The sequence below is a fragment of the Neorhizobium galegae genome, from assembly GCF_021391675.1.
Lineage (GTDB): Bacteria > Pseudomonadota > Alphaproteobacteria > Rhizobiales > Rhizobiaceae > Neorhizobium > Neorhizobium galegae_B.
The window spans coordinates 283,791-309,999 of record NZ_CP090096.1 but is presented as its reverse complement, the minus strand read 5'-3'; the positions used below and the strand labels follow the sequence as shown (position 1 = coordinate 309,999).

Below are 26,209 nucleotides of genomic sequence, written 5' to 3'. Positions count from 1 at the left end.
AGTCTCCTGGTTGATGCCGGTCAGCCTTTGAGACCGGTCATGGTGATGCCCTCGACGAAGCGCTTCTGTGCCAGAAGGAAAGCCGCAACGAGGGGAGTGGTGATGATCAGCGTGGCGGCCATCAGCGCGCCGTAGTCGTCGCCGGCCTCGGCAGCACGGAAATAGAGGAGACCGAGCGGCGGCGTTGCATAGGCCTGGTTGGAAACGACGATCAGCGGCCAGTAGAGGTCGTTCCAGTGCGCGACGACCGAGAAGATCGCGAACGCGGTGATCGCTGGCCAGGCATTCGGCACGATCACGCGGCCGATAATGCCGAGCTCCGACATGCCGTCGAGCCGGGCGGCATGTATCAGATCGTCCGGTATCGCGCGGAAGAACTGCAGGAACAGGAAGATGCCGAAGACCGAGATGGTGAAGGGGGCGACCAGCGCGAAATAGCTGTTGAGCACCGCCATGCGGTCGAAGGCGACATAGAGCGGCAGGGCGGTGGCATGGATCGGCACCAGCAGGCCGAGCATGACCAGCACCATCATCAGCCTTGCGGCGCGGAATTTCAGCTTCGCCATGGCGTAGGCGCAGGGGATGGCGATCATCACCTGGAAAACGAAGATCAGCGCGCAGACGGCGACGCCGTTGAAAAGCAGCCGCGTCATCGAGACGCGCGTCAGCGCCTTGGCGAAGTTCTGGACGTAGGACCAGTGCTGCGGGATGAGCGACAGCGACGAGGAGAAGATGTCGCTCTGCGCCTTGCCGGCGGTCGAGATCATGAAGATATAGGGGGCAAGGAAGATCACCGCCCCGAAGATCAGGATCGACAGGCGGACGACGCGGCCGAGGGTGAAGGCTTGCGTGTTCATGAGTAATGCACCTGCTTGTCCTGGACGCGGTATTGCAGGAACATCAGCACCACCAGGATGATCAGGAAGACGACGGTCATCGCCGAGGCGTAGCCGACCTTCAGGTAGACAAACCCTTCCTGGTAGATGGTGAAGAGCAGCACTTCGGAAGCCTTGTTCGGCCCGCCCTCGGTCAGCGTCTTGACCGTCTCGAAGACCTTGACCGCATTGATGATGCTGATCGTCGTGACGAACAGCGTCGTCGGCCCGAGCATCGGCCAGGTGACCAGCCGGAACCGGTCGAAGGCGGAGCGGGCGCCATCGACATGGGCTGCGTGATAGAGCTCGCGGGGGATTGCAGTGAGCCCGGCCAGGAACAGGACGAGATTGAAGCCGACCGATTGCCAGATACCGATGATCGACAGGCTGTAGAGGACGGATGTCGAGGCGCCGAGCCAGTTGGGACGCGGCAGGCCGCCGAGCGCCAGAAGCGCGTTGATCGGGCCGATCGTCGGGTGGAAGAGATATTGCCAGACGGTCGCCATGGCGACGAGCAGCGAGGCGACCGGCAGGAAATAGGCGGTTCGAAAGAAGGAACGGCCGATATTCTCGCTTTCGATCAGCATCGCCAGGCCGAGCGCCATGAAGATCGAGATCGGTGCGACGATCGCGGTATAGACCGTCGTGTTCCACAGCGAGCGGCGGAAGGTCCGGTTCGTGAAGAGCTCGGTGTAGTTGTCGAAGCCGACGAACCGGAAACCCGCATAACCGAGCTCGTAGTCGGTAAATCCGAACAGGATCACTACCGCCACCGGCAGCAGGATGAAGACGAACAGGAGAACCATAGCCGGCAGCGACAGCACGAGTGCAGCGCGCGCCTCCTGCCGCTCCGCAGCCGAACGGGCAGGTTTTCTGACCAGTGGGAGTGCAGCAGCGACCGCGTCAGCCATGAGCCGTCTCCAACCTGACAGCAGCATCGACCGGTGTCGAGGACAGGCGATGGCCCTCCTCGGCAAAGACGAAGAGACGGTCGGCGGAGAAGTCGAGACGTACCGGCATGCCGGCGGCAAGACCGACGCCTTCGGCGGGCGAAAGCTTGGCGACCACGGGTTCGCCGATCGCATCCAGGCGGCAATAGAGGATGATCTCGGAGCCCAGGAACTCGATGCGGTCAATGCGTGCCGGCAGGCCCTGCTGGCCGCTGCGGGAGACGCGGATGAATTCCGGCCGAATGCCGATCGTCACGGATGCGCCCGCAGCAACCGTCTCACGGTGTAATGCGACCCGGATATCGCCGAACGCTATCGCGCCATCAGCCCCGACCTGCGACGGAAAAAGGTTGATGCGCGGCTGGCCGATGAAACGGGCCACCTCGATATGCGCCGGATCGTCGTAGATCACCTGCGGCGGGGCGAGCTGCAGCAGCGAACCTCCGATCATCACCGCAACGCGGTCGGCCATGGACAGGGCTTCCGCCTGGTCATGGGTGACATAGAGCGTCGGCACGCCGGCGCGGCGGTGCAATTCGACGATTTCGCCGCGGGCATGGACGCGCAGGTTGGCGTCGAGGTTGGAAAGCGGTTCGTCCATCAGGAAGACGGAGGGGCGGCGCACCATGGCGCGGCCGAGCGCGACGCGCTGGCGCTGGCCGCCGGACATCTGGCCGGGCTTGCGATCGAGCAGGTGGTCGATCTTCAGCGACACGGCCATCTCGCGCACGTCGCGCTTGATCGTCGCCACCGCCTTGCGCTGGCCGGGCATCAGCGGGCCGATCAACGGCAGGCGCTGCGCCCGCGTCAGCTTGCGCATGACGAGTGGCACGGCGATGTTCTGGGCCGCCGTGAGGTGCGGGTAGAGCGCGTAGGACTGGAACACCATGGCGATGTTACGGTCGGCCGCCGGCACCGGCGACAGGTCGCGGTCGCCGAGCATGATCTCGCCGGCGTCAGCGCTTTCGAGGCCGGCAAGGATGCGCAGGAGCGTGCTCTTGCCGCAGCCGGAAGGGCCGACAAGGGCAATGAACTCGCCCGGACCGGCATCGAGGCTGACGCCCTTGAGGATCGGGTTGCCGGAGAAGGATTTTTCGATGCCGCGAAGCGAAAGAGCGGTCATTCGGCCGCCTCCGTCTTCACCGGACGTGGATAAATCTCGTCGATAACATCGTCGATGACATACGCGGTCATACCCGGCACGGCGACGATCTCGGTCTGTACGTCGTCGCCGAAGGTGTGAACGGCGGCGCCGATCAGACGCTCTCCCGGCATTTCACGCTCCAGCTTGTCGATGATGAAGGCAGCCGAGGGACCCCAGGTAAGTGCCATATTCTCATGGCGGCCCTGCCATGCCCAATGCAGGTGGCCGCTGGCAAAAAGTGCCACGTCATGCGCGGCGAACAGGTCGAACAGCTGGGCGCGTTCCTTCGGCCGCGCCCCCCAGTAACCGGTATCGCCCTCATGCGGTCCGTCGACGAAAAGCGGCTTGTGGGCGAAGAGGGCGATGCGGCGGCTGTTCCGCTCTTCCAGTGTTTTGGTCAGCCATTCGAACTGGGCCTCCTCTTCTTCGTTCTCCTGGCCGAGGAGTAGCGAATTGAGCCCTACGAGACGCCATTCGCCGGCGTCGTGAAACCAACGGTCCTCGCCTGCGAGTTCCCGCCAGCGCTCGAGGCGCCCGGCATTGACCGGCTGGGCGGAACCCGGCAAATGGCCGACATCGTGGTTGCCGGGCACGATCAGCATCGGGACCGAAACCTGACGCATCAGGTCCATGCAGAAAGTGATGTCGCCCGGCTTATCGGCGCCATCGACGGTCAGATCCCCGGTATGGATGATGAGATCGGCCCGGGTATCCTCGATCCAGGTCAGCAGCGGCGCCCAGTTGCCGTTGAAATGTGGCTTCTCCGGGCTGAAATGGGTGTCGGTAATCTGGATGATCTTCACGGCAGCTCTCCGGTCTCGCAAGTGCCTTCCGCAGGTGCGAAGGCGTTTACGGTTCCTTAGAGCGCTATCGTGTCAGGCCGGTTACAGAGTTTTCCAGCTTTCTTTCATTTCTGTCACAGGACTGTAAAACAGGTCGTTTTCTAGCGCTGGTGCTGGATACCAGAACCACCTATGCGTCCGGACCATTCAACGGCACGTAGCCACGGCTTTTTCGGTCCAGCCAATCGAGCTTGGATTTACCGGACGCACGGAGATAAGCGGCGGCTTTGAGGACAAGCGGATGACGCAAATCCTGTTTTTTCAGCCAATACCTCGTTTTGCCCCTGTACCACCCCATCAGGGCTGCCTCTTCCGGTTCGTCACTGTATGCGCGCACCAGGAGGGTCAAAACTCCGTCTGAAAACTCATAGACATCGTACTCGTAGTGGTAGTCGTGGAACCCGTCGCTGTCAGGTTCGGATGCATCGATGTGATGCGAGACCTCCACCGTCATGGGCCACGCTGGGGCGCTCTGCCCGCGGAGGGCGGAAATCCGCCACATGGCCACTCGAACCGGGTAATACAGTCGTTCAATCTGGGACAAATTCACCCGCCAACAAGTTTGCCTGCAAGGCACTGCATTTACCCACGACGTTCGAAACCGCTGCCACGACTTCAGTCCCGCCGCTTTATGGGGCCTGTACCTCTACGATGGTCGTCTTCGCTTCACGCTGGAGTTCTCCCGGATCGTGTCGATGAATGCGCGCAGTTTTGGCTGGCTCTGCATGGCTGCCGGAAAATAAAGGAAAATGCCGTCATCCGGGGGAATGTCGTCTCCGAACATCAATTCAAGATCGCCGCGGGCGAGTTCTTGAGCCACTTCGACCTCCAGCACGAAGGCGGCACCAAAACCCTGCACGGCCAATCTGACCAGCGCAGCCCGATCGTCGATGACGAGGCCAGTGTCCATCTGCACCTGCACCGGCTTGCCCTCGCGCTGGAATTCCCAGACCTGCAGAGAGCGGGAGCCGGGAAACCGGTACATTATGGCCCGACGGCCAACGAGGTCCTCAAATCTCTTCGGGCGGCCTTCCCGCTGCCAGTAACCGGGGCTCGCCGCGATCCCCCACCGCGCCTCTCCGGTCAATCTGACCGCGATCATGTCCTTGTCGATGGCATCACCCAGACGGATTCCCGCGTCGAACCCTTCGCCGACGAGATCGACGAACCTGTCGTTGAGTGAAATTTCGAGTTTGACCCGCGGGTAAAGGCGCTGAAACTCGGCGAGATGGGGCTCGACGAGTGCCGGCATAATGGAACGGGGCACGGTCAAACGCAGCGTGCCCGTCGGCGTGAGCTGAAAGCTGCCGAGCGACTTCAGAGCATCATCGATCTCGTTCGTGGCCCGATCGAGCCGCTGGAAGAGCTCAGCGCCGGCCTCCGTCAAGGCAGTTCGGCGCGTCGTCCGCTGAAACAGCTTTGTACCATAACGCTCCTCGACCAACCGGATGGCCTTGCTCATCGCGGTTGGGCTTATGTCCATCGCCTGCGCGCCGGCTGTGAAGCTGCCATGGCGGGCGACGGCGAGGAAGTGGGCCAGCCCATCGAAGAACGTACGATCCATAAATATCCATTATGAACTTCAGGTTCAAAGGATATCGCACGCAATGGCGTTTATCGCCAGAGTAATTCCGCCTATCTTCCATCTCGTTCCAGCCGGGCAGGCCACACGTCCAAGGCACATAGCTGGATCTAACCGATATCCTGAGACACGAGAGAAACTGTGCGACGCGCGCAGCAGAAGGAGATTTTCATGGCAAAGACCGTCCTCATCACCGGCGCATCGAGCGGCATCGGCCGTGCGACAGCGGCTCTGTTTCAGGCCAAGGGATGGAACGTTGTCGCATCGATGCGCTCCCCCGAAAAAGAGACCGAGCTGAAAGACCTTCCACGGGTGCGCATCGCCCGTCTCGACGTTACCGACGACGTGACGATCAACGAAGCCGTCTCCGATGCGATCGACACGTTCGGCACTATCGATCTTCTCGTCAACAATGCCGGCTATGGGGCCTATGGTTCCTTGGAGGCAACCTCGCTTGACAGCATCCGGCAGCAATTCGAGACCAATGTTATCGGGCCGCTCGCTGTGATCAAGGCCGTCCTGCCGCACCTTCGCAGGCAAAAGAGCGGCACGATCGTCAATGTCAGCTCCATGGGTGGCAGGTTCGCCATGCCGCTCGGCAGCCTCTACCACGGCAGCAAGTTTGCCGTGGAAGGCTTTTCCGAAGCCCTGTTCTACGAACTTTCGGCCATCGGAGTTCAGGTCAAGATTGTCGAACCCGGCATGACGCAGACGGATTTTGGCGGTCGGTCTTTCAAGTTCAGCCACGACGAACAACTGACTGAATATGGCCCTATCGTCGAGAAGACCCTGAATGCCTTTGCCGCACTTGGAACGACCCCCGGCACTGCATCCGATGTAGCGGCAACGATTTTCCGCGCCGCCACCGACGGCTCCGCCCAGCTTCGCTACCCGTCGGGCAAGGACGCGGTGATGATGCTCGACGCCCGGCAAAACGACGGCGACGACAAATTCCTGAAGCGCGTCGGCGCCCTTTTCGCCCTTTGACCTGGATTGGCGAAGTGAAATGGATGCGGGCTAGGGTGACGCATCCTCGTGACCGGATGCGTTCGGCGCTCGGCCGTGCGCTGGTGGAGGCAACCGCCAGCGCACGCGCGACCATCATTCTTGCTGCGAGATCACCAACGGCTTGAACGGCTCCAGGCCTAGTTCAGCCTTTTGCCGGTCTCGGCGTCGAACAGGTGCACTCTCTCGGGATTGCCCTTCACATGTATCGTTTCGCCGACCGTGATGTCGCGGTCTCGGGGGAACTCGACGGTCAGCATTTTCGAATGGCCGACTTCGACATAGCCGTAGGTCTGGCTGCCGAGCCGTTCGGCCACCATCAGTTCGCCGCTGAACCAGGCCTGTTCGGGGGAACAGGGGGTCAGTTCTTCGGGCCGAATTCCGAACGTGACGTCCTGGCTGGCAAGCGCCCTTGCGCCTGGAATGCTGCCGGCCGCAGTCTTTCCCAGAAGTTTCAGGCTTTCGCCATTGGAGGCGATCTTCGCCGGCAGGGTGTTCATGGTCGGGCTGCCGATGAAGCGGGCGACGAACAGGCTCGACGGGTTGTGATAGAGATCGAGCGGCTTGCCGATCTGCTCCACCACGCCGCCGTTCATCACCACGATGCGGTCGGCCAGCGTCATGGCCTCCACCTGATCGTGCGTGACATAGACCGTAGTCGCCTTCATGCGGTTGTGCAGTTTTGCGATTTCCAGGCGCATCTCGACGCGCAGCGCAGCGTCGAGATTGGAAAGCGGTTCGTCGAACAGAAAGGCCGCCGGCTCGCGGACAATGGCACGGCCCATGGCGACACGTTGGCGCTGGCCACCCGACAATTGTGCCGGCCGGCGATCGAGATAGTCCCTGATCTTGAGGACATCGGCAGCCTGACCGACGCGGCTTTCGATTTCCCGTTCGTCGCCTCCGCGCATTTTTAGGCCGAACGACATGTTTTCCCGCACGCTCATATGCGGGTAGAGAGCGTAGTCCTGAAAGACCATAGCGATGTTGCGCTCGGCCGGCGGAAGCAGGTTGACCGTGCGGCCTTCGATATCCAGTTCGCCGCCGGAGATCTCCTCCAGCCCGGCGATCATCCGCAGCAGCGTCGATTTCCCGCATCCGGAAGGGCCGACGAGAACCAGAAACTCGCCGCTTCGGATCTCGATATTGATGTCGTGGATGACCTGCAGGGCGCCATACGACTTCCGGATCTTCTTCAACGCAATGCCAGCCACGAGGTCCTCCCGATTATTTTTCAAGCTTGACGCCAGTTATCGATATCAATATCGATAATGATAGTTCCTGAAATGCGCAACCGGCTGGATGAGTGAGATGGCCTATTTTTCCGCTAGATCGACATCGATCAGATCGCCCAAGGCAGGCGCCGCCTTCAATGCGTTGAAGCGCGATATCATGCTCGGGACGCTGGCGCCGGGAACCGGCCTTACGGAACTCGAGCTTGCGGCTCACTTCCAGTGCAGTCAGGGCACCGTCCGCGAGGCGCTCCTGCAGCTTCAGGAAGAAGGGTTGGTCCGTCGCCGGGGGCATCGTGGGACGCAGGTTTCCGAGTGCACGGAAGACGAGGCAATCGAGATGTTCCGGCTGCGTCAGCAGATAGAGGGCAACGGCATGGCGCGGGTCATGCGCGCTCGCAGCCGTACGCTGGTCAAGGAGCTCGATAGCCTGCTCGACAAGATGCTGCTTGCGGCAGCGGCGGGTGACGAGTTGGAGCTTGCGGCCTTCGACCGTGATTTCCATCGGCGCATTTTCGAAGATGCCAACCTGCCGGCGCTCGATCCGATCCTTCATCGCTGTCTCGTGCACAATCACCGGTTCAAGATTTCCCGCAGCCCGATGGCGCGGGATCTCGAGGCGACGGCATTGCGGCATCGCAGCATCATCGACGCGATCGAAAGCGGCGACACAGCGCGGGCGACCGCCGCCATGCGTCATCATATCGCGACCATCGTCGATCTCGGGCCTGAAGTTTTCCCGGAGGCGACACAGTGAACGACCTCTCTCGACTGTCGGACACGCTTTCGGACGAAATGCTGGCGCTGACGCAGCGGGTTGCGGCGGAACTCGGACCTCTGCCGGATCCGACGACCCTTCCGCCGGCGGAAGGTCGTGCACAGACGCTTGCCGCCAATGTGCGATGGAATGTCAATCTGCCAGCCATGGCAAACGTCGGGGAGGTTTGGGTAGCGGAAGATGCGCGCCTTGGTTCGGCCCGCTGTCGCCTCAAGGTGTTCGTGCCGCCGGATGCCGCGGATGGCGCCATACTGTTCGTGCATGGCGGCGGCTTCGCCTTCTGCTCGCCGGAAACCCATGAGCGTTGCGCGCGGGTTCTTGCGCTGGAAAGCGGCATGCCGGTCGTGATGCCCGATTACCGGCTGGCCCCGGAAGCGCCCTATCCGGCCGGGCTCATGGATGTCGTTGCAACGCTCCGAGGTCTTTTCGAGGCGACTGCCGGCGAAGGCGTCCGCCCTGGCCCCCTGGTCATCTCCGGCGACTCGGCGGGAGCCAACATTGCTCTTGCAGCGATACTGCATGAACAGGCCGAGGGCCGACGGCTGCCGGATGCCGCGCTGCTCTTTTACGGCACTTACGCGCGCTCTTTCGAAACGGCATCTTACGTCCGTTTCGCCGAAGGCCCGGCACTTACGCGCGGAAAGATGCAGCGCTACTGGTCGTTCTATGCCGGTGAGCGCGCAGTCGGGGATGATCCGCTTGCCTGCCCCTTCATGGCGTCCGATGCGGCCTTGGTGGCACTGCCGCCGCTTTATCTGATGGCGGCGGCGGTGGACCCGCTGCTTTCGGACACCTTGAGCCTGAGCCAGCGTCTCAGGGCTCTCGGCCGGGACGACGAGCTGCACGTCGTGCCGGGCGTCATCCACGGTTTCCTGCAGAACACCAATGAACTTTCGGCCGCGCGGGAGGCGTTGGCGGCCGCAGGCAGTGCAGCAAGGCGACTGACACAACGTCGATGACGTGAACGATCAAGAGGAGGAGACTATGAAATTTCTGAAGACACTCGCGCTCGGCGCCGCTCTTGCGGCTTCGGCGGCGTTCGGTCAGGCGAAGGCGGAAACCGTCCGCTTCTGGTACCATTTCGACAACCCGGCGAACCCGATGTCGGACCTGGTCAAGAAGTTCGAGACAGCCAATCCCGGCATCAAGATCGAAGCCGAGAACGTGCCGTGGAACAGCTACTACGACAATCTTTATACCGCGCTGGTCGGCGGCAATGCGCCTGATGCGGCGATGGTGAAGCTCTTCGCCCAGCCCCGGCTTGCGGAAATGGGCGCGCTGGAGCCGATCGGCAAGCAGCTCGACGCGTGGAAGGGCAAGGCCGACCTGCTGGACAACCTGCTCGACCTGAACAAGGGTCCGGACGGAAAGCAGTATTACCTGCCTATCCAGTACGTGGTCCTTTATCTCTATTACCGGACCGATCTCTTCCAGGCGGCCGGTCTGCAGCCGCCCAGGACCTGCGAAGATTTCCGCAACGCGGCGATCAAGCTCACCAATGCGCCGCAGACCTACGGCTTCGGCTTGCGCGGCGGCAAGGGCGGCTGGGACCAGTGGGGCGCCTTCGTCCTGTCCCAGGGTGCCGAGCTGAAGCCGGGTGGCCTGACCAAGCCCGAGGCGATTGCCGCCAACCAATGGCTGGTCGACCTCTTCCAGAAGGACAAGGTCATTCCGCCGTCCGCGCCGAATGACGGTTTCCAGGAAATCGTCGCCGCGTTCAAATCCGGCAAGACGGCCATGACCATCCACCATATCGGTTCGTCCAAGGATCTCGTTGCGGCTCTCGGCGACAAGGTTTCCGCCGTGCCGGTTCCGAAATGCGGCAATGGTCAATGGACGTCGTATGGCGATGAGTCGCTTGCGATCTTCTCCTCGTCCTCGGTCAAGGACGCTGCCTGGAAGTGGATCTCCTTTCTGGCCGAAGGGCAGAACAACGTCGCCTTCAACGGCGCGACAGGCCAGCTGACCGTCACGAAGAGCGGCTCTGCCGACTGGAAGCTCCACGAGCGCCGTTTCGTCGAAGCGACCGTACAATCCTTGCCGTTCGCCAGGGTGCTGCCGCAGACCTCGGCGGTCTCGGAGTTTGTCAACACGGCCTGGCAGACCAACATGCAGCGGGCATTGACCGGCCAGATCACGCCCAAGCAGATGATGGAACAGTTGCAGACGCTGTTTGCCCAGTAAAAGTCGCCTCCGGTCCCGGCACGTCCTGTGTCGGGACCTCTTTCCCCGCCTCGAGGCTGGATGCGCATGTCCCGATCGAACCATTCTCCCGTGGAGCGCCGCACGCTGTTCCGCTGGCATTCCGAGCGGCTTCTGCCGTACTGGCTGCTTGCACCGGCTGTCGTGGTGACCGTCGTCATCGTCTTCATGCCGATGGTGCAGGCCGTCTTCACGAGCTTCTATGACCTGATCCTGTTTCGCCCCAATGCCAGCAAGTTCGTGGGCTTCGGCAACTACATCAAGCTGTTCAACGATCCGGTCTTCTGGACGGCGTTATGGAACACCATCATCTGGATCGGATTGACCGTGCCATTGCAGATGGGGCTCGGGCTTGTCGCGGCCCTGCTTCTCAATCGCGAGTTTCCCTGGCGTGGACTGGCACGGGCGCTCATCATCATTCCCTGGGCGCTACCGAGCGTTGTGATCGCGCTGATGTGGCGCTGGATCTATGATCCGAATACAGGCGTGCTCAACGACATCCTCATCTACCTGTCGATCGTCCAGTCCGCAGTTCCGTGGCTCGCCGATCCCAAAGTGGCGATCTATGCGATCATCGCCACCCTGACGTGGCAGGGTTTTCCCTTCTTCGCGGTGATGATTCTTGCCGGTCTTCAGGGTATTCCGCGCAGCCAATATGAAGCGGCGTCGATCGACGGTGCTTCCACCTGGCGGCAGTTCGTCCATATCACGCTGCCGGGCATCGCGCCGGTGCTCGCCACCGCCGGTTTGCTGCGGGTAATCTGGGTCGCGAATTCCATGGACGTCATCTTCGTCATGACCGGCGGCGGCCCTGGTTATGCCACGCACACCCTGCCGCTTTATGCCTTCATCAAGGCGCGCCAGAACCTCGATTTCGGATACGGCACCGCGATCGCCGTCACCTTCACGATCCTGCTCGGCGCCTTCGTGGTTCTCTATCTCTCCCGCACGATGCGCGAGGTGGAACGATGAAACAAAATGCACTTCGCCGGATCATCACCACCGACCTTCCGGTCCTGCTGATCGTCCTCTTCGCCATGGCGCCCTTCGCCTGGATGATCCTGACATCGCTGACGCCGACCGCGGTGTTGAGCGCGACGGGCGTGTCGCTTTCGCCGCTTGGCTGGAGCCTCGACAACTACGTGCGGCTCATCGAGCAGACATCCTTCCTCAAGAACATGCTGGACAGCCTGATCATCGCCGCCGGCACGGTTGTCGTCGGGCTGATCGTCTCCGTCACGGCGGCCTATGCCTTCTCGCGCTTCCGGTTTCCGGGCCGCAAGCTGTTGATGCTGCAGTTCCTCCTGATCAACATGTTCCCGATCGTGCTGCTCATCCTGCCCCTCTTCGTTTTGATGCGCCGCTTCAACATCCTCGATACCCATTTCGGCCTGATCCTCGCCAATGCGACGGTGGCGATCCCGTTCGCGGTGTGGATGCTGACAAGCTATATCGGCGCCATCCCGAAAAGCCTCGACGAAGCGGCCATGACCGAGGGATGCTCGCGCCTGACGGCGCTGCGCAAGATAGTCCTGCCGCTGACCATGCCGGGCATCATCTCGACCGGCATCTACATCTTCATCACCGCCTGGAACGAATATCTCTATGCGCTGACGCTCGGCGGGCGGAACGTGCGCCCGGTCACGGTCGCGATCCAGACGCTGATCGGCGAATACCAGATCGAATGGGGACTGCTGGCGGCCGGCGCAGTTGTCGGCGCAATGCCTGCGACCATCCTTTTCCTTCTCGTGCAGCGGCGCTTGATCGGCGGACTGACCCAGGGCGCGGTCAAGGGATGAGGGCAGGGAATGGTCGGCGCAGCCGACGAAACGGAATGTAAAAGAGGACGTAACAATGAACCCCATCGGGTTGATTTCCATGCAGTATGCCAGGCCCTTCACGGCCGAGCATTTTCCGCTGTTTGCAAAGATGCGTCAGCACGGTTTTGACTTCGTGGAGCTTCTGGTCCCGGAAGCCGGCGAACTCGACATCAGGGAAACGAAGAAAGCGCTCGACGATGCCGGTCTCGACGTCGTGCTCGCCGCCCGCGTCAACCTGCAGCGCAACCTTGCGTCGGCCGATGCCGAAGCCCATCGCGCCGGTGTCGAATACCTGAAATATACGGCCGATTGCGCGGCAGGCCTCGGTTCGAAGATCGTCGGCGGGCCGCTGACGGGCAATCCTCTTGTGTTCGCCGGTCGTGCCCCGCAGCCGGTCGACGAGGCCGAACGGCTGGCCCGCAAGGAGCGCTGCGTCAAAGGCCTGAAGGAAGCCGGAGACCACGCTGCCAAAACGGGTGTTTTGCTGGCCGTCGAGCCGCTCAACCGCTTCGAAAGCGACGTTCTTTGCACCACGCAGCAGGCGATGGAACTGCTGGATGCCGTCGATCACCCAGCCGTCAAGCTGATGCTCGACACCTTCCACATGCACATGGAGGAAAGCTCGATCGCCGAGGCCATCCGGCTTGCCGGTGACCGGCTGGTGCATTTCCAGGCCAATGAAAACCACCGCGGCTTCCCAGGCACCGGTTCTACCGATTGGGTCGATGTCTGCCGGGCGCTCCACGAGATCGGCTACGATGGGCCGGTTTCGCTGGAACCGTTCCGGCGCAATGACGACCGCTTCGGCGTGCCGTTCGCCCAATGGCGCCCGCCGCACGAGGACGAGAGCGATCGCCTCGCGGCCTCGAGCGCATTCATGAAATCCCATCTCCTGCTTACGGAATATCGTCGATGACTTTGAAAATCGGTTGGATCGGTTGCGGCGTTCACGCAACCCAGATGCTGCTTCCCCAACTCGTGCGCCATGACGTCGAGATCGTCGCGCTGTGCGATATCGACGTCAAACGCCTGAAGGACGCCGGCCGGCAATTCGGCGTTGCCAACCTGACGACGGACGCGCAGACCCTGCTTTCGACCCGCGGCATCGATGCGGTCGGGATGGCCGTCGGCCCGGATCAGCATCTCGCCTTCGGCAAGGCGGCGCTCGAAAGGGGCTTGTCTGTCTTCATGGAAAAGCCGCCATCGGGCTCCGCCGCCGGGGCGCGGGAGCTTCTGGCCGCTTCGGAAAAGGCGAAGAAGCCGCTGCTGCTCGGCTTCATGAAGCGGTATTCGATCGGCAACCGCATGGCGGCTAACATCGTCAAGTCCGGCCGCTTCGGGGATGTGCTCGGTCTGACCGGTTATTACATGACGGCACCGGGCTATTTCGCCGGCAATGTCGATTACACCGGCTTTTTCCTGCATCACTGTGTTCACTACATGGATCTGGCGTCCTTTCTCGTGTCGCCGATTCGTTCGATCTCGACCCGCAAGGTGGAAAAAACTCCGGGCCGGCTGCTCTTCCATGTCGCTTTTGAGTTCGAATGCGGAGCGATCGGCAACATCGCCATGGGTACGATCCAGTCGCGCGGCACGCCGGTCGAGCGGATCGAACTGATGGGCGACCACCAGCGTATCGAGGTGGAGGACGTGATCGAAATCCGCTGGCATCGCAATCCGCCCTTCAAGATCGACGACCTGGGCGCAACGCTGAAGGAGGACTGCGACACGCTGACGTGGAAGCCGAACTTCACCGCCGCAGCCAACGAGGATCCGAAGGGTTACCATTCGTTGCTGGCCGATGTGGTTCCCGCGCTCGGGGGCGCGACGACACCCGCGCCGACGATTGCCGATGGCGTTGTTGCCATGGAGCGTCTGGAAACGCTCCGGCGCGAACTCGCCCTATGAGAAAATCCGGCCCCGGCCAACGCCTATAAGGGAAGCTGGATCGGGTTTCGGATGTATATGCCATCGCATTTCCTCTTTGGTTGTGTGGGACCCACTAACTGAGAGAAGGGGCGATAGGTCCAGGGCGTTCAGGCCCGTAGAATATCCGGAGATCCTCCAGCACCGGGAACCGACTTGGCAAGGTAGCGCCTGAGGATGAGCGGAAGGATGCCACCGGCGCGCAGCAGTTCGACCTCGGCATTTGTTTCGATTGCTGCCGACGCATTGAATGTCTTGGAAGAGCCGTCGGTTCGCCTGACGGATACCGACACATCGCAGCGCGGAGAAATCATGTCCGGTTCAGCCTGGACGGTCAGGACATCGCCGGGGCGGAGTTCGAGCGTCTCCGGCGCCTGATCATGCGGAAGGCGCAGAGGAAGGATGCCCATGCCGATCAGGTTCCAGCGGTGAATGCGCTCGAAGCTGGAGGCCAGAACCGCCCGCACGCCGAGGAGCGCCGCACCTTTGGCCGCCCAATCGCGGGACGAGCCCATTCCGTATCGCGCGCCGGCGACAATGACGACGGACCTGCCTTCGGCCTTGTAGCGCTGCGCCGCATCCCACAACGGCAGGGGTTCCTCCGACCCGGCATGGACCGTGAAACCCGGCGCGATATGCGGCGCCAGGAGGTTGCGCACCGCCTTGTTGGTGAACAGGCCGCGGATCATGACCTCCCAGTTTCCGCGCCGCGAGGAAAAGACGTTGAGATCGCCGGGGTTTTCGCCGCGCTTAGTGAGATGTCGCCCGGCCTCTCCTTGTGCCGGGATCGCACCGGCCGGCGAAATATGGTCGGTCGTCATGTCGTCGCCGAGAACAAGGATCGGATTGGCCTCGTAGGTGCCGAGCTGGGTTCCTTCGCCGAAGCTCGCGAAGGGCGGGCGCCTTATATAGGTGGAGTTTTCATCCCACGGGAACAGGATGCTCGACGGGGCGGCAAGGTCTTTCCAGGCCGGGCTCGCCTCCGCCGCCTCGTAGGCCGGCGCGAAGTCGCCGACACTCGAAGCCTTTGCGAAAAGCCGGTCGATTTCCGCGGCGCTGGGCCAGAGCATCGCGAGCGTCACGGGCGTGCCGTCGGCGGAAACGCCGATCGGGTCGTGGAGGATGTCGATCTCGACAGTACCGGCGAGCGCGAAAGCAACGACCATCGGCGGCGAGGCGAGGAACCCGGCTTCCAGCTGCGCATGAACCCGGCCGGGGAAGTTCCGGTTACCGGACAGGACAGCGACGGCCAGTATCTTGCGTTCAGCCATCGCGTCTGCGACGGGCCGGGTCAGAGGACCGGAATTGCCGATACAGGTCGTGCAGCCGTAACCGACGATGCCGAAGCCGACCGCTTCCAGGTCATCCAGCAGGCCGGCGCGCACGAGGTAGCGCTCGGCGGTTGGCGATCCCGGAGCAAGCGAAGTCTTCACCCAAGACGGCGGCCGCAGGCCGTAGGCGCGAGCCTTGCGCGCGAGAAGACCGGCGGCCACGAGAAGCCGCGGATCGGAGGTGTTCGTACAGCTGGTGATCGAAGCGATCGCCACTGCTCCGTCGTTTGGCTTGCCTTCAAGGGCAGGATTTTCCCCGGTCCCCTTTATTTTACGGATGGCTGCGCGCGTTTCGCCGACGGCGATCCTGTCCTGCGGGCGGCGCGGGCCTGCGAGGCTGGCTTCAACGCTGCCGAGATCCAGCTTGAGCGTCGAACTGTAGCGGGGATTGGCCTCGGGATCGAACCAGATGCCGGCACGTTTCGCATAACATTCGACAAGCCGCGCATGCTCGTTGCTGCGGCCGGTTTGCAACAGATAGTCGATCGACCGGCGATCGACCGGGAAATAGCCGCTATTGGCACCGAACTCAGGCGCCATATTGGCAACGACCGCGCGGTCGCCGGCGGCCAGATTGGTGACGCCAGGCCCGTAGAATTCGACGAACTTGTCCTGGAGGTCGATCTGACGCAGCAGATGCGTCACCACGAGCGCGAGGTCGGTGGCGAGGACCCCTTCCTTTAGCTTTCCTGTCAGGCGAACGCCGACGACGTCGGGCACACGCAGCGTGACCGGCATGCCGAACAGGACGCTCTCCGCTTCAAGACCACCCACACCCCATGCCAGAACGCCGATCCCGTTGATCATCGGCGTGTGGCTGTCGGTTCCGATCAAGGTATCCGGGATGGCCCAAAGCCGGCCGTCCCGTTGATGCGCCGACACGACGGTCGCCAGACGTTCGAGATTGAGCGTGTGCATGATACCGGTGCCCGGCGGGTGAACGCGGAAACCGGCGAGCGTATTCGTCGCCCATTTCATGAAGCTGTAGCGCTCGGCATTGCGCTCATATTCCCGCTTCATATTGTGTTCTGTGGCGCCGGCCGTCCCAAAAGCATCGACCGCGAGCGAGTGATCGGTGGAAACGTCGACCGGGACGACGGGATTGAGCAGCGCCGGATTGCCTCCGGCTTCCGCCAGTGCGGAACGCATGCCGGCGATATCGACCAGCGCCGGGCCGCAAGTGGTGTCATGCATCAGGACGCGGTTCGGCAGGAACGGGATTTCGACGTCGCTCTGGCCCGTCTTCAGCCATGCGGTGATGGCGGCCTTGGCCCGTGATGCATCGTCGCCGGCCGTCCTTAGAACGTTCTCCAGCAATATCCTATGGATATACGGCATGCGTGCCAGATCGCCGCCTGCCTCGGCCGGCAGGTCGATCAGATCATAGCTCAGGCCGTCGATCTCGAATTTCGCTCGCATACCGGTCAGCAATGCCACCCGTCGTCACCGCTACAACGTCTTCAAACCGGCCACGATGGCTGAAAACAGCATATCGATTTCCATCTCCGAAATGACAAGGGGAGGAGAAAGAACGATGGTGTTCGCCACCGGCCGTATCATCACGCCGCGCTCGAAGCAGAATTCGTAGACCTTTTTCGCCATGACCTTGCCGCTGGCGACATCTTCGCCGAGTTCGATGCCGGCAAGCAGACCGAGATTGCGGATATCCACCACGCCAGGCAGGCCCTTGAGCGAATGGGCCTGCTCCTGCCAGACCGGCTCGATCGCTGCTGCCTGCTCGAACACGCCTTCGTTGAGATAGACGTTCAGCGTCGCCAGGGCCGCCGCGCAAGCCAGCGGATGACCTGAATAGGTATATCCATGCGAGAACTCCACGGCACCTTGCGGGGCGATTTCCATCAGCGTCTCGTGGATATTGCTGGAACTGATGACGCCGCCCATCGGGACCGCACCGTTCGTCATGCCCTTGGCGATGGCGATGAGGTCGGGAGTGACGCCGAAACGGTCGGCGGCGAACGGACGGCCGAGGCGGCCGAAGCCGGTGACCACTTCATCGAAGATCAGCAGAATGCCGTGGCGCGTGCAGATTTCCCTCAGCCGTTCCAGGTAGCCAACCGGCGGGATCAGAACCCCCGTCGAGGCGGCGATAGGCTCGACGATCACCGCTGCGACCGTCGATGGATCGAAGGTCTGCAGCATCTGTTCGAGCGCGTCGGCGATCTCCGCGCCGTGGCCCGGCTGGCCGCGGCTGAAGGCATTGCGGGCGGGATCATGCGTATGGGGCATGTGGGCCGCACCCGGCAAAAGCATGCCGAACTGCTTCTTGTGCGGCCCCATGCCTGCCGCCGAAAGCCCTCCGAAACCGACGCCGTGATAACCGCGCTGGCGACCGATGATGCGCTGCCGCTGTCCTTCACCGCGCGCATGGTGATAGGCGAGGGCAAGCTTGAGCGCCGTATCGGTGGCCTCCGACCCGGAATTGGTGAAGAAGACGTGATCCAGTCCTTCAGGCGCGACGGCTGTCAGCCGGCTGGCATATTCGAAGGCGAGGGGATGGCCGAGTCCGAACGAGGAGGCGAAATCAAGCTGTGCGGCCTGTTTCTGGATCGCCTCGACGATCTTCGGATGCCCATGCCCCGCGTTCACGCACCAGAGACCGGCGATCCCGTCCAGAAGCCGGTGGCCGTCGCTCATGTGGTAATACATGCCCGACGCGCCGGTGATGATCTGCGGCTTCCTCTTGAAGTCCCGGTTGACCGTGAAGGGCATCCAGTAGGATTCGAGCGAATTGGCGTTGAGCTGCTGCATGTGCATTGCTTTCATTCTTCGATCAGATGAAGTCGGTCTTCTTGAGGATCTGCGCCGTCACTTCGCCGCATCCAGCCGGTCGGCGGAGGGTGGTATCGGCGGCATGACGTCGTCCGGGATGGGATTGACGAAGGGATTGCCATCCAGCCGGTCCCGAAGATCCGCCTTGGCCGCCTCGATCAGCGCCGGATTGCGGATGAGTTCGATGGCGGTGCCCGCCATGACCTTTGCGGCATGCGCCATGCCCTTGTGGGCGGCGGCCAATTTGCCCTGGGCAACGAGCTGCCAGGAATGGCCGGGCGTGCCGATCGCATATGTCGCCCCGCGCATCTGGACGGTCGGAACCACCCAGCTCACGCTGCCGACATCGGTCGATCCGACCATCGATCCATCGCCCGCATGGAGCGGGACGATGAGATCGCAGAGCGGTTCGTCCTTCTTCGGTCTGAGATGGAAGCGGGCGTATGACGAGGCGATCTCCTCCGGCGTGAAGGTCGCCTGGAACTTCCGGGCGGTCGCCTTGTCGGCTTCGTCGAATAGGGCAGGACCCAGGCGCTCGAGCTGCGCATGCATGCATTCCTCCAGCGGCTCGTTGCCCATCAGGTTGGCATCGCCGGATATGATTTCCTGCTTCATGGTCGTTTCGGTCATCCAGGCGGCGCCTTCGGCTACGCGCTTTACCCGGGCGACGAGCGAAAGAAGCTCGGGAAGCGTTCTCGCCCGCACGAGATAACGAACGGTGGCATTGGCCTGGACGACGTTCGGGGCCGAACCGCCCGCATCGGTAATCGCGTAATGAATACGGGCGGTCGTCGGCATGTGTTCGCGCAGGAAGTTCACGCCGACATTCATCAACTCCACCGCATCGAGTGCGCTGCGCCCGAGATGGGGCGTCGCCGCGGCATGCGAGGCGCGGCCGGAGAAATGAAAGTTCATCTCGCTGCAGGCAAGCGAGATCGGGTTGTTGACGCCGCTGAAGGCAGCGGGGTGCCACGAAATGGCGATGTCGACATCGTCGAAGACGCCGGCACGCACCATGAAGCCTTTGGAAGACCCGCCTTCCTCCGCCGGGCAGCCGTAATAGCGGACGCGCCCCTTCAATCCGTGGGCAGCGAGATAGTCCTTCACCGCGGTGGCGGCCAGCATCGAGCCGGCGCCGAGAAGGTTGTGACCGCAGCCATGGCCGTGGCCGCCGGCAACGACCGGCCGCTGTTCGGCGACGCCCGCTTCCTGGCTGAGGCCCGGGAGCGCGTCATACTCCCCGAGAATGGCGATGACAGGACCAGCCTCGCCGGCCTCTCCCATGACGGCGGTCGGAATGCCGGCAATGTTGCGCTCGATCCTGAAGCCCTCGGCCTCGAGAAGCCGCAAATGTTCGGCTGAGGAACGGAACTCCTCGTAATTGATCTCCGGCGTCCCCCAGACGCGGTCGCTGAGATCAAAAAAGGCGGCGCTTTTTTCGTCGACGATTGTCCAGATGGATTGGGAATTCTGCATCGCGTCCTCGTTTCCTGATCAGTGCAGGCCGCTTAGAATCGGCGTCAGCCGTTCCAGCGCCCAGTCTATCTGCTCGCGCTCGATCACCAGCGGAGGCGCGAGACGAATGGTGTGATCATGCGTCTCCTTGGCGAGGATGCCCGACTGGCGGAGTAGCTCGCAGTAACGGCGTGCACCGCCGGCCTGCGGATGCAGTTCCACGGCGAGCATCAGCCCGCGCCCGCGCACGTCTCGAATGAAGTCGCTGCGAATGTCCTTCAGCCCCCGAAGGAAATAATCGCCCTGCTCGGCGGCATTCTCGATCATGCCTTCTTCGGTAAGCGCCTTCAGCGCCGCCCGTGCGACGGCACAGGCGAGCGGGTTGCCGCCGAAGGTCGAGCCGTGCTGCCCGGGTTTCAGCGTGCCTAGCACCTCGTTGTTGGAAAGCACGGCGGAGACGGGATAGAAGCCGCCCGACAATGCCTTGCCAACCAGCGTCACGTCCGCCTCGATCGCCTCATGTTCTTCCGCAAGCAGCTTGCCGGTGCGTCCGAGACCGGTCTGGATTTCGTCCAGGATCAGCATGACATTGTTTGCCGTGCAGAGTTCGCGGACCTTTGCAAAATAGCCCGCCGGTGGGATCAGCACGCCCGCCTCGCCCTGGATCGGCTCAACCAGGAAGGCAACGGTGTTTTGGTTGATCGCCCCCTCGAATGCCTCGACATCGCCGAACGGCACAACCCGGAAACCGGGCAGGAAGGGACCGAAATTCTTGCGTGCCGTCTCGTCGGTGCTGAAGCTGATGATGCCGAGCGTCCGGCCGTGGAAATTGTTGGAGCAGACGATGATTTCCGCCTGTTCCTCGGGGATGTTCTTGACCTCGTAACCCCACTTGCGCACGGATTTGACGGCGGTTTCGACGGCTTCCGCGCCACTGTTCATCGGAAGCACCCTGTGCGATTTCGTCAGTGCCGCGAGCTCCTCATAAAACAGCGCGAGCTGGTCGTTGCGGAATGCCCGGGAGGTCAGCGTCAGCTTGCCCGCCTGCTCTACCATCGCGGCCAGGATCTTGGGGTGGCAATGTCCCTGGTTGACGGCGGAATAGGCGGACAGGCAGTCGAGATAGCGGTTTCCGTCCGTATCCCAGACATAGACGCCCGCGCCGCGCTCCAGAACCACGTCGAGCGGCTTGTAGTTGTTTGCGCCGAGCCGGCCTTCGATCGCGATGAACTCTTCCGTCAACATAGTGGATTTCTCCTGCCCCAGAGAGGCGATACTCATCGAATGTTGGCCTTGTTACGCCGCGACGCCGAGGGTCGGCGTCGCCTTGAGCAGGGCCTGCGTATAGGGGTGTTGCGGGTGATCCAGGATCTGGCCGACACTGCCCTCCTCGACGATCAGGCCCTGCTGCATGACGACGATCCGGTCGGCGACGCGGGAGACGGCGCCGAGATCGTGCGAAATGAAAAGGCAGGCGAAGCCGTGGTTTTCCTGCAGTTTGCGGAAGAGATCGAGAACCTGCTTCTGGATCGTCATGTCGAGCGCCGAGACCGGCTCGTCGGCGACGACGAAAGCGGGATTGCGGATGACCGCACGCGCGATCGCGACGCGCTGCCTCTGCCCGCCGGACAAGGCATGCGGATAACGATCGCCAAGTCCGGCAAGGCCGACCTCGTTGAGAATGTCACTCACCCGCTCGGCCTTTTCGATGCCGCTGAGTTTCGGGCCATGTACCAGCGGCTCACCGACGATTTCCGCTATCTTCTGCCGCGGGTCGAGGGACGAATAGGGATCCTGGAAGACGAGTTGGCACTGCAGGCGATAATCCCGGGCAGCGGCCCGGTCGGCGGATGCCATCGGGCGCCCGCGAAACAGGATGTCTCCGCCGGACAACGGCAGCAGGCCCAGCATTGCCCGTCCGAGCGTGGTCTTGCCGGAACCGGAGCCGCCCACAACTGCGACCACTTCACCGGGGCGCACGCCAAGCGAAACACCCCTCACCGCAAGCTTCTTTTCCGCCGTGCTGAACATGTTGCCGGCGCCCGAGAAGGTCACCTCGACACCGCGGGCCTCGATGAGCGGCTCCGCTTCGGCGGGTGGCGCGCGGCCGTAGTCACGTTTCGGCAGGGCGTCGATCAGCGTGCGCGTATATTGCTCCTTCGGCCGATGCAGAACCTCCTCGACCGGACCCGATTCTATCAGCCTGCCCCGCTCCAGAACGAAGACCTTCTTCGCGTATTGGGCGACGAGACCGAGATTGTGGGTGATCAACAGAACCGAGGTGCCGAAGGTGCGCGTCAGATCGACCATGACCTCCATGACCTCGCGCTGGGTGAGCGTATCGAGCGCCGTCGTCGGTTCATCGGCGATCAGCAGCTTCGGCCGAAGCAGCATGACCGAGGCGAGCATGATGCGCTGGCGCATGCCGCCCGAGAACTGATGCGGAAATGCGGCAAGGCAGGCTTCCGGGTTCGGGATTTTCACCCGTTCCAGCATCTCGGACGCGCGCGCGCGAGCCGCCTCGACGCTCAGCTTCTCATGCAGCCGCAGCCCCTCGACCAGCTGTGCGCCGATCGTCATCGCCGGATTGAGCGATACCATCGGCTCCTGGAAGACCATGCCGATCTCGGCGCCGCGAACTTTGCGGATCTCGCCACCTGTCATCTTCAGGACGTCGTTGCCTTCGAACAGGATCTTTCCGGAGACCGGCGTGATTGCCTTGGGGAGCAGCCGCATGGCTGCGCGTGCGGCGACCGTCTTGCCGCTGCCACTTTCGCCGACCAGCGCAACGATGCTGCCCGCCTCGACATCGAACGACACGTCATGGAGGATAGGGTGCCCGTTCGATGTCGTGACGCGCAGAGCGCGAACGTCGAGCAGTGGCCGGGAAGTCTCTGCGTTCATCACCGTTGCTCCATTCTTGGGTCGAAGCGATCCCGCAGCGCATCTCCGAGCAAATTGATGCCGAGCAGCGTCATCGAGATGCAGATGCCGGGGGCGAGCCCGAGCCAGGGGGCCTTTTCGATATAGGTACGCGCCGCAGACAGCATGTTGCCCCAGGTCGGCGCCGGCGGAGGCACGCCGAGGCCGAGGAAGCTCAGGCCGCTTTCCGCCAGCACCACCCAGCCGAACATCGAGGTAGCGAGCACCACGATCGGCGCGGTGCAATTGGGCAGGACATGGCGAAACATGGTGGCGAATTCGGAATTGCCGATGACGCGCGACGCCTCGACATATTCCCGCTCTCTGGCCGACAGTACGCTTGCCCGCACAACACGCAGCACGGAGGGGGAATAGGCGATCCCGAGCGCCAGGATGATGCCGTATTTGTTGGGGCCGGAAATCACCATCAGGCCGAGCGCCAGCAGTGTGCCGGGAAAGGCGAGGAGCGCGTCGCTGAAGACCATCAGGATCCGATCGGCCAGCCCTCGCGTGTAGCCCGCGATCAGGCCGGTGATCGTGCCGACCGTGATCGCAAAAGCGACCGTCAGGATGGCGACCGTCATGCTCTGCACCGCCCCGGTCATCAGGCGGGAGACGACATCGCGGCCGAATTCGTCGGTGCCGAGCCAGAATTGCGCTGATGGCGGTTTCAGCTTGGCAACGAGCTTGATCGCCGCCGGCTCGTAGGGCGTCCAGAACAGAGCCAGGAGGGCCATGCCGCCGATGAAAATCAAAAGGGCCGAGCCGATGATCAGGTTTGCGGGCTGCCTGATCATGAGGCGGTGACCCGCGGATCGAACAGCGGATAACACAGATCGACGATCAGATTGACGATCACGTAGATCAAGGCCGTGAACAACAGACATCCCTGTACCACCGGATAGTCGCGAGCGAAGATCGAATCGACGAGAAGGCGCCCGAGGCCGGGCAAGGTGAAGACGGTTTCCAGGACCGCGATGCCGCCGAGGAGCCCGCCGAGCACCAGCCCGATCATCGTCCAGGTCGGGGCGAAGGCGTTGGGCAGGACGTGGCGAAGCAGGACCTTTCGTTCCGAAAGACCCTTGGCGCGGGCATGCATGACATATTCCAGCCGCAGGATCTCGATGGCGCTGGCGCGCATCATGCGGGTGAGCACGCCGACCTCGATCAGCATCAACGTCACGACCGGCAGGATGACGTAGGTGATGGCGGTCCAAGGCTTTTCGGTGAACGGCACATAACCGACGACCGGCAGCCATCCAAGCTTCAATCCAAAGACCAGCAGAAGGACGAGGCCGAGCCAGAAGCTGGGAACCGACATCAGCAGCGTCGAGGCGGTGACGATGGCGACATCCACATGCTCGTTCTGCCGCCATGCCGCCACAAGGCCGGCCGGAACCGCGATCAGCGTCGCGAGCGCTACGGCGACCAGTACGATTGTGGCGCTGACCTGGAAGCGGTCGAGCATCAGGGGCAGGACCGGCGCGCCGTTGGAGATGGAATGGCCGAGATCGCCCCGCAGGACATTGCCGAGCCAGTAAAGGAACTGCACCGCCACCGGCCGATCGAGGCCGAGATTGGCGCGCAGGCTGGCAAGCTCGTCCGGGCTGGCGCTATCGCCGAGGATCAACTGGGCCGGGTCGCCGGGGATCATCCGCACCAGGAAGAACACCATCACGGCTACGATCAGTAGCGTCGGAAGCGTCCACAACAGACGCTTCGCGACATATTTCGAAAGGGCGTGCATGAGCTATTTCCCTTGTGCGAAGGAAACGCCCCACATGCGCGGATAACCGACCGGCCATGTCTTGTATCCTTCCACATTGGCGCGCACGGCGCCGATACGGGTGCCGGAATAGAGCGGGATCAACGGGACGTCGGCGCGGATCATGCCTTCCAGCTTGTCGAACAGCGCCTGCCGCTCCTTGGCATCGCCGATCGTTGTGCTCGCGGCGATCAGCTTCAGGCCTTCCGGATTGTCCCACACCTTGTTCGGGCTCTTGTCCTTGCTGCCGCTGACCATGTCGTAGGAGAGCGAGGGATCGAGGCGTGCGGAATAGGTGAACGACATGGCGGAGTAGTTGCCGGCCGTGTAACGGTCGAGCAGCGTCGCCCAGTCGAGTGTCTCGATCTCGATATTGATGCCGGCTTCCTGCGCCATCGCCTGGACGAGAACCGCGGCATCGAAGAGCGACGGATAAAACTTCGTCGCCAGCCACTTGATCGGCTGGCCCTTGTAACCCGCGTCCGCCAACAGCTTCTTCGCCTCGTCGAGATTGCGGCCGGGGATTTCCTTCTGCAGCTTGCCGGAATAGGGGCTCGGGACCGGAATGACCGAGAGGTTCGCCGGCGACTGGCCGTTCGTCAAGGCTTCCGAGATCTGCGCGATATCGAGGGAAAGCAGTAGCGCCTTGCGGATACGGATGTCCTTCAGCAGCGGATCGCGGGTCTGAAAAAGAAGACTGGTCAGGCCCATGCTGGCGACCTTGTCCACCTTCAGCTTGTCGCTGCCGGAGAGTTCCTCGACATCGGCGTTGTTGACGTCGCTCAGCACGTCGATGTCTCCGGAATAGAGCGCGGCCTTGGCCGCAGCATCGTCCGGAATGACCATGAAGCGCGTGGCCGCGATCTTCGGCTGCTTGTCGCCGACATAGCCGGTTCGCTCGCCGCCGGGCGAGACGTAGTTGGGATTGGCGGCGAGCTGCACATACTGGCCGCTGCGCCATTCCTGCAGCATGAAGGGACCGGTGCCGACAGGCTTCACCCACTTGCCCTGTGCATCGAGCGAGCTCCTGTGGTAGATGCCGGTGCCGCCGCAATCGGTGCGGGCAATGGTGGCGAGGAAGAGGGCGGTCGGCTTTTCCAGCGTGAAGACGACGGTTGCGGCATCCGGCACAGCCACGTTGGTGACATTGGCGACGCCGGATCCCGTCACGTCCTTCAGGCACCGCCAGGCGGTCTTGGGATCGACGTAGCGCTGCCAGGAGGACAGGACATCGGCGGAGGTCAGCGGTTCGCCATTGCTGAACTTCAGCCCGTCACGCAGCTTGAACGTGTAGGTCTTGCCGTCGGGGGAAACATCGACAGACTTTGCCAGCAGCGGCGCGATCGAGGCGTCGTCCTTATACCCGACGAGGCCTTCGACCATGTGCAGGACGATGGCGTCACTATTGGCATCGCGGTTGACGCCGGGATCGGTCGAGCGGATGTCCGCATTGATGCGCACCCGCATCGTCTTGTCCTGCGCCATGGCCGTGCCCGCGGCGGTCGTGGCCAGCAGTGTGATCGCTGCCGTCGTCTTCAACAGACTTTGAATGTTCATTGGAGGCTCCCGTATTGTTCCCTTATTGATTTT

23 protein-coding genes are annotated in these 26,209 nt (G+C 62.5%); 8 read left to right on the top strand and 15 right to left on the bottom strand.

Annotation, left to right across the window (positions count from 1 at the left end; translation table 11 throughout):
* Positions 1 to 20: 20 nt before the first annotated feature.
* The 6 genes from LZK81_RS24240 to LZK81_RS24215 all read right to left on the bottom strand — a co-directional run bounded on the left by LZK81_RS24240 (position 21) and on the right by LZK81_RS24215 (position 5,375).
* Positions 21 to 857, bottom strand: a complete 837-nt coding sequence (locus tag LZK81_RS24240; RefSeq protein WP_233957593.1) for a carbohydrate ABC transporter permease — start codon at positions 855 to 857, stop codon at positions 21 to 23.
* Entirely contained in the window at positions 854 to 1,786 is a 933-nt protein-coding gene (locus LZK81_RS24235) for a carbohydrate ABC transporter permease (protein WP_233957592.1), read from the bottom strand. Before LZK81_RS24235 ends, LZK81_RS24240 begins: the two co-directional genes overlap by 4 nt.
* Positions 1,779 to 2,948, bottom strand: a complete 1,170-nt coding sequence (locus tag LZK81_RS24230; RefSeq protein WP_233957591.1) for an ABC transporter ATP-binding protein — start codon at positions 2,946 to 2,948, stop codon at positions 1,779 to 1,781. The genes LZK81_RS24235 and LZK81_RS24230 overlap by 8 nt, the downstream gene beginning before the upstream one ends.
* Positions 2,945 to 3,772 (bottom strand): metallophosphoesterase family protein, encoded by an 828-nt coding sequence (locus tag LZK81_RS24225; RefSeq protein ID WP_233957590.1) that lies wholly within the window; start codon positions 3,770 to 3,772, stop codon positions 2,945 to 2,947. The genes LZK81_RS24230 and LZK81_RS24225 overlap by 4 nt, the downstream gene beginning before the upstream one ends.
* A 169-nt stretch (positions 3,773 to 3,941) precedes the next feature.
* A complete protein-coding gene (locus LZK81_RS24220) occupies positions 3,942 to 4,265 on the bottom strand; it encodes a hypothetical protein (protein ID WP_046606533.1) in 324 nt (107 codons plus the stop codon).
* Positions 4,266 to 4,457: 192 nt separating this feature from the next.
* Positions 4,458 to 5,375, bottom strand: coding sequence for a LysR family transcriptional regulator (locus LZK81_RS24215; protein WP_233957589.1), 918 nt, complete (start codon positions 5,373 to 5,375; stop codon positions 4,458 to 4,460).
* A 189-nt stretch (positions 5,376 to 5,564) separates the two neighbouring features.
* On the opposite strand from LZK81_RS24215, the gene LZK81_RS24210 reads away from it, so the two are divergent.
* Positions 5,565 to 6,380 carry an SDR family oxidoreductase gene (locus tag LZK81_RS24210; protein WP_233957588.1) on the top strand — a complete coding sequence of 272 codons (816 nt, stop codon included), beginning with the start codon at positions 5,565 to 5,567 and terminating at the stop codon, positions 6,378 to 6,380.
* 158 nt (positions 6,381 to 6,538) lie between these two features.
* Here LZK81_RS24210 and LZK81_RS24205 read toward each other — a convergent pair whose 3' ends face one another.
* Positions 6,539 to 7,612 (bottom strand): ABC transporter ATP-binding protein, encoded by a 1,074-nt coding sequence (locus LZK81_RS24205; RefSeq protein WP_046606530.1) that lies wholly within the window; start codon positions 7,610 to 7,612, stop codon positions 6,539 to 6,541.
* Positions 7,613 to 7,709: 97 nt separating this feature from the next.
* Between LZK81_RS24205 and LZK81_RS24200 the strand changes: the two genes are divergently transcribed.
* The 7 genes from LZK81_RS24200 to LZK81_RS24170 all read left to right on the top strand — a co-directional run bounded on the left by LZK81_RS24200 (position 7,710) and on the right by LZK81_RS24170 (position 14,338).
* Positions 7,710 to 8,387 carry a GntR family transcriptional regulator gene (locus LZK81_RS24200; RefSeq protein WP_046610520.1) on the top strand — a complete coding sequence of 226 codons (678 nt, stop codon included), beginning with the start codon at positions 7,710 to 7,712 and terminating at the stop codon, positions 8,385 to 8,387.
* A gap of 38 nt (positions 8,388 to 8,425) precedes the next feature.
* Positions 8,426 to 9,367 (top strand): alpha/beta hydrolase, encoded by a 942-nt coding sequence (locus LZK81_RS24195; protein WP_046627044.1) that lies wholly within the window; start codon positions 8,426 to 8,428, stop codon positions 9,365 to 9,367.
* Between the two features lie 25 nt (positions 9,368 to 9,392).
* On the top strand, positions 9,393 to 10,592 hold the full coding sequence (locus tag LZK81_RS24190) for an ABC transporter substrate-binding protein (protein ID WP_046626970.1): 1,200 nt from the start codon (positions 9,393 to 9,395) through the stop codon (positions 10,590 to 10,592).
* A 66-nt stretch (positions 10,593 to 10,658) separates the two neighbouring features.
* Positions 10,659 to 11,582 carry a carbohydrate ABC transporter permease gene (locus LZK81_RS24185; RefSeq protein WP_046627046.1) on the top strand — a complete coding sequence of 308 codons (924 nt, stop codon included), beginning with the start codon at positions 10,659 to 10,661 and terminating at the stop codon, positions 11,580 to 11,582.
* Entirely contained in the window at positions 11,579 to 12,409 is an 831-nt protein-coding gene (locus LZK81_RS24180; protein ID WP_233957586.1) for a carbohydrate ABC transporter permease, read from the top strand. The genes LZK81_RS24185 and LZK81_RS24180 overlap by 4 nt, the downstream gene beginning before the upstream one ends.
* Before the next feature lie 55 nt (positions 12,410 to 12,464).
* Positions 12,465 to 13,346 (top strand): sugar phosphate isomerase/epimerase family protein, encoded by an 882-nt coding sequence (locus tag LZK81_RS24175; protein ID WP_233957585.1) that lies wholly within the window; start codon positions 12,465 to 12,467, stop codon positions 13,344 to 13,346.
* A complete protein-coding gene (locus tag LZK81_RS24170) occupies positions 13,343 to 14,338 on the top strand; it encodes a Gfo/Idh/MocA family protein (RefSeq protein ID WP_233957584.1) in 996 nt (331 codons plus the stop codon). Before LZK81_RS24175 ends, LZK81_RS24170 begins: the two co-directional genes overlap by 4 nt.
* Before the next feature lie 128 nt (positions 14,339 to 14,466).
* Here LZK81_RS24170 and acnA read toward each other — a convergent pair whose 3' ends face one another.
* The 8 genes from acnA to LZK81_RS24130 are packed head-to-tail and all read right to left on the bottom strand — an operon-like array spanning position 14,467 to position 26,176.
* The gene (gene acnA, locus LZK81_RS24165) at positions 14,467 to 17,106 is read right to left on the bottom strand and encodes an aconitate hydratase AcnA (protein ID WP_233957865.1); all 2,640 of its coding nucleotides are present in this window, start codon (positions 17,104 to 17,106) and stop codon (positions 14,467 to 14,469) included.
* A gap of 30 nt (positions 17,107 to 17,136) precedes the next feature.
* Positions 17,137 to 18,471, bottom strand: coding sequence for an aminotransferase class III-fold pyridoxal phosphate-dependent enzyme (locus LZK81_RS24160; RefSeq protein WP_233957583.1), 1,335 nt, complete (start codon positions 18,469 to 18,471; stop codon positions 17,137 to 17,139).
* 42 nt (positions 18,472 to 18,513) lie between these two features.
* The gene (locus LZK81_RS24155) at positions 18,514 to 19,953 is read right to left on the bottom strand and encodes a M20 family metallopeptidase (protein WP_233957582.1); all 1,440 of its coding nucleotides are present in this window, start codon (positions 19,951 to 19,953) and stop codon (positions 18,514 to 18,516) included.
* Positions 19,954 to 19,971: 18 nt separating this feature from the next.
* Positions 19,972 to 21,177: an ornithine--oxo-acid transaminase gene (gene rocD, locus LZK81_RS24150; protein ID WP_233957581.1), complete on the bottom strand. Its 1,206-nt coding sequence runs from the start codon at positions 21,175 to 21,177 to the stop codon at positions 19,972 to 19,974.
* Between the two features lie 51 nt (positions 21,178 to 21,228).
* The gene (locus LZK81_RS24145) at positions 21,229 to 22,836 is read right to left on the bottom strand and encodes an ABC transporter ATP-binding protein (RefSeq protein ID WP_233957580.1); all 1,608 of its coding nucleotides are present in this window, start codon (positions 22,834 to 22,836) and stop codon (positions 21,229 to 21,231) included.
* Positions 22,836 to 23,651: an ABC transporter permease gene (locus LZK81_RS24140; RefSeq protein ID WP_046610514.1), complete on the bottom strand. Its 816-nt coding sequence runs from the start codon at positions 23,649 to 23,651 to the stop codon at positions 22,836 to 22,838. Before LZK81_RS24140 ends, LZK81_RS24145 begins: the two co-directional genes overlap by 1 nt.
* Positions 23,648 to 24,601, bottom strand: a complete 954-nt coding sequence (locus LZK81_RS24135) for an ABC transporter permease (protein ID WP_233957579.1) — start codon at positions 24,599 to 24,601, stop codon at positions 23,648 to 23,650. The genes LZK81_RS24140 and LZK81_RS24135 overlap by 4 nt, the downstream gene beginning before the upstream one ends.
* Before the next feature lie 3 nt (positions 24,602 to 24,604).
* Entirely contained in the window at positions 24,605 to 26,176 is a 1,572-nt protein-coding gene (locus LZK81_RS24130; protein ID WP_233957578.1) for an ABC transporter substrate-binding protein, read from the bottom strand.
* Positions 26,177 to 26,209 lie beyond the last annotated feature (33 nt).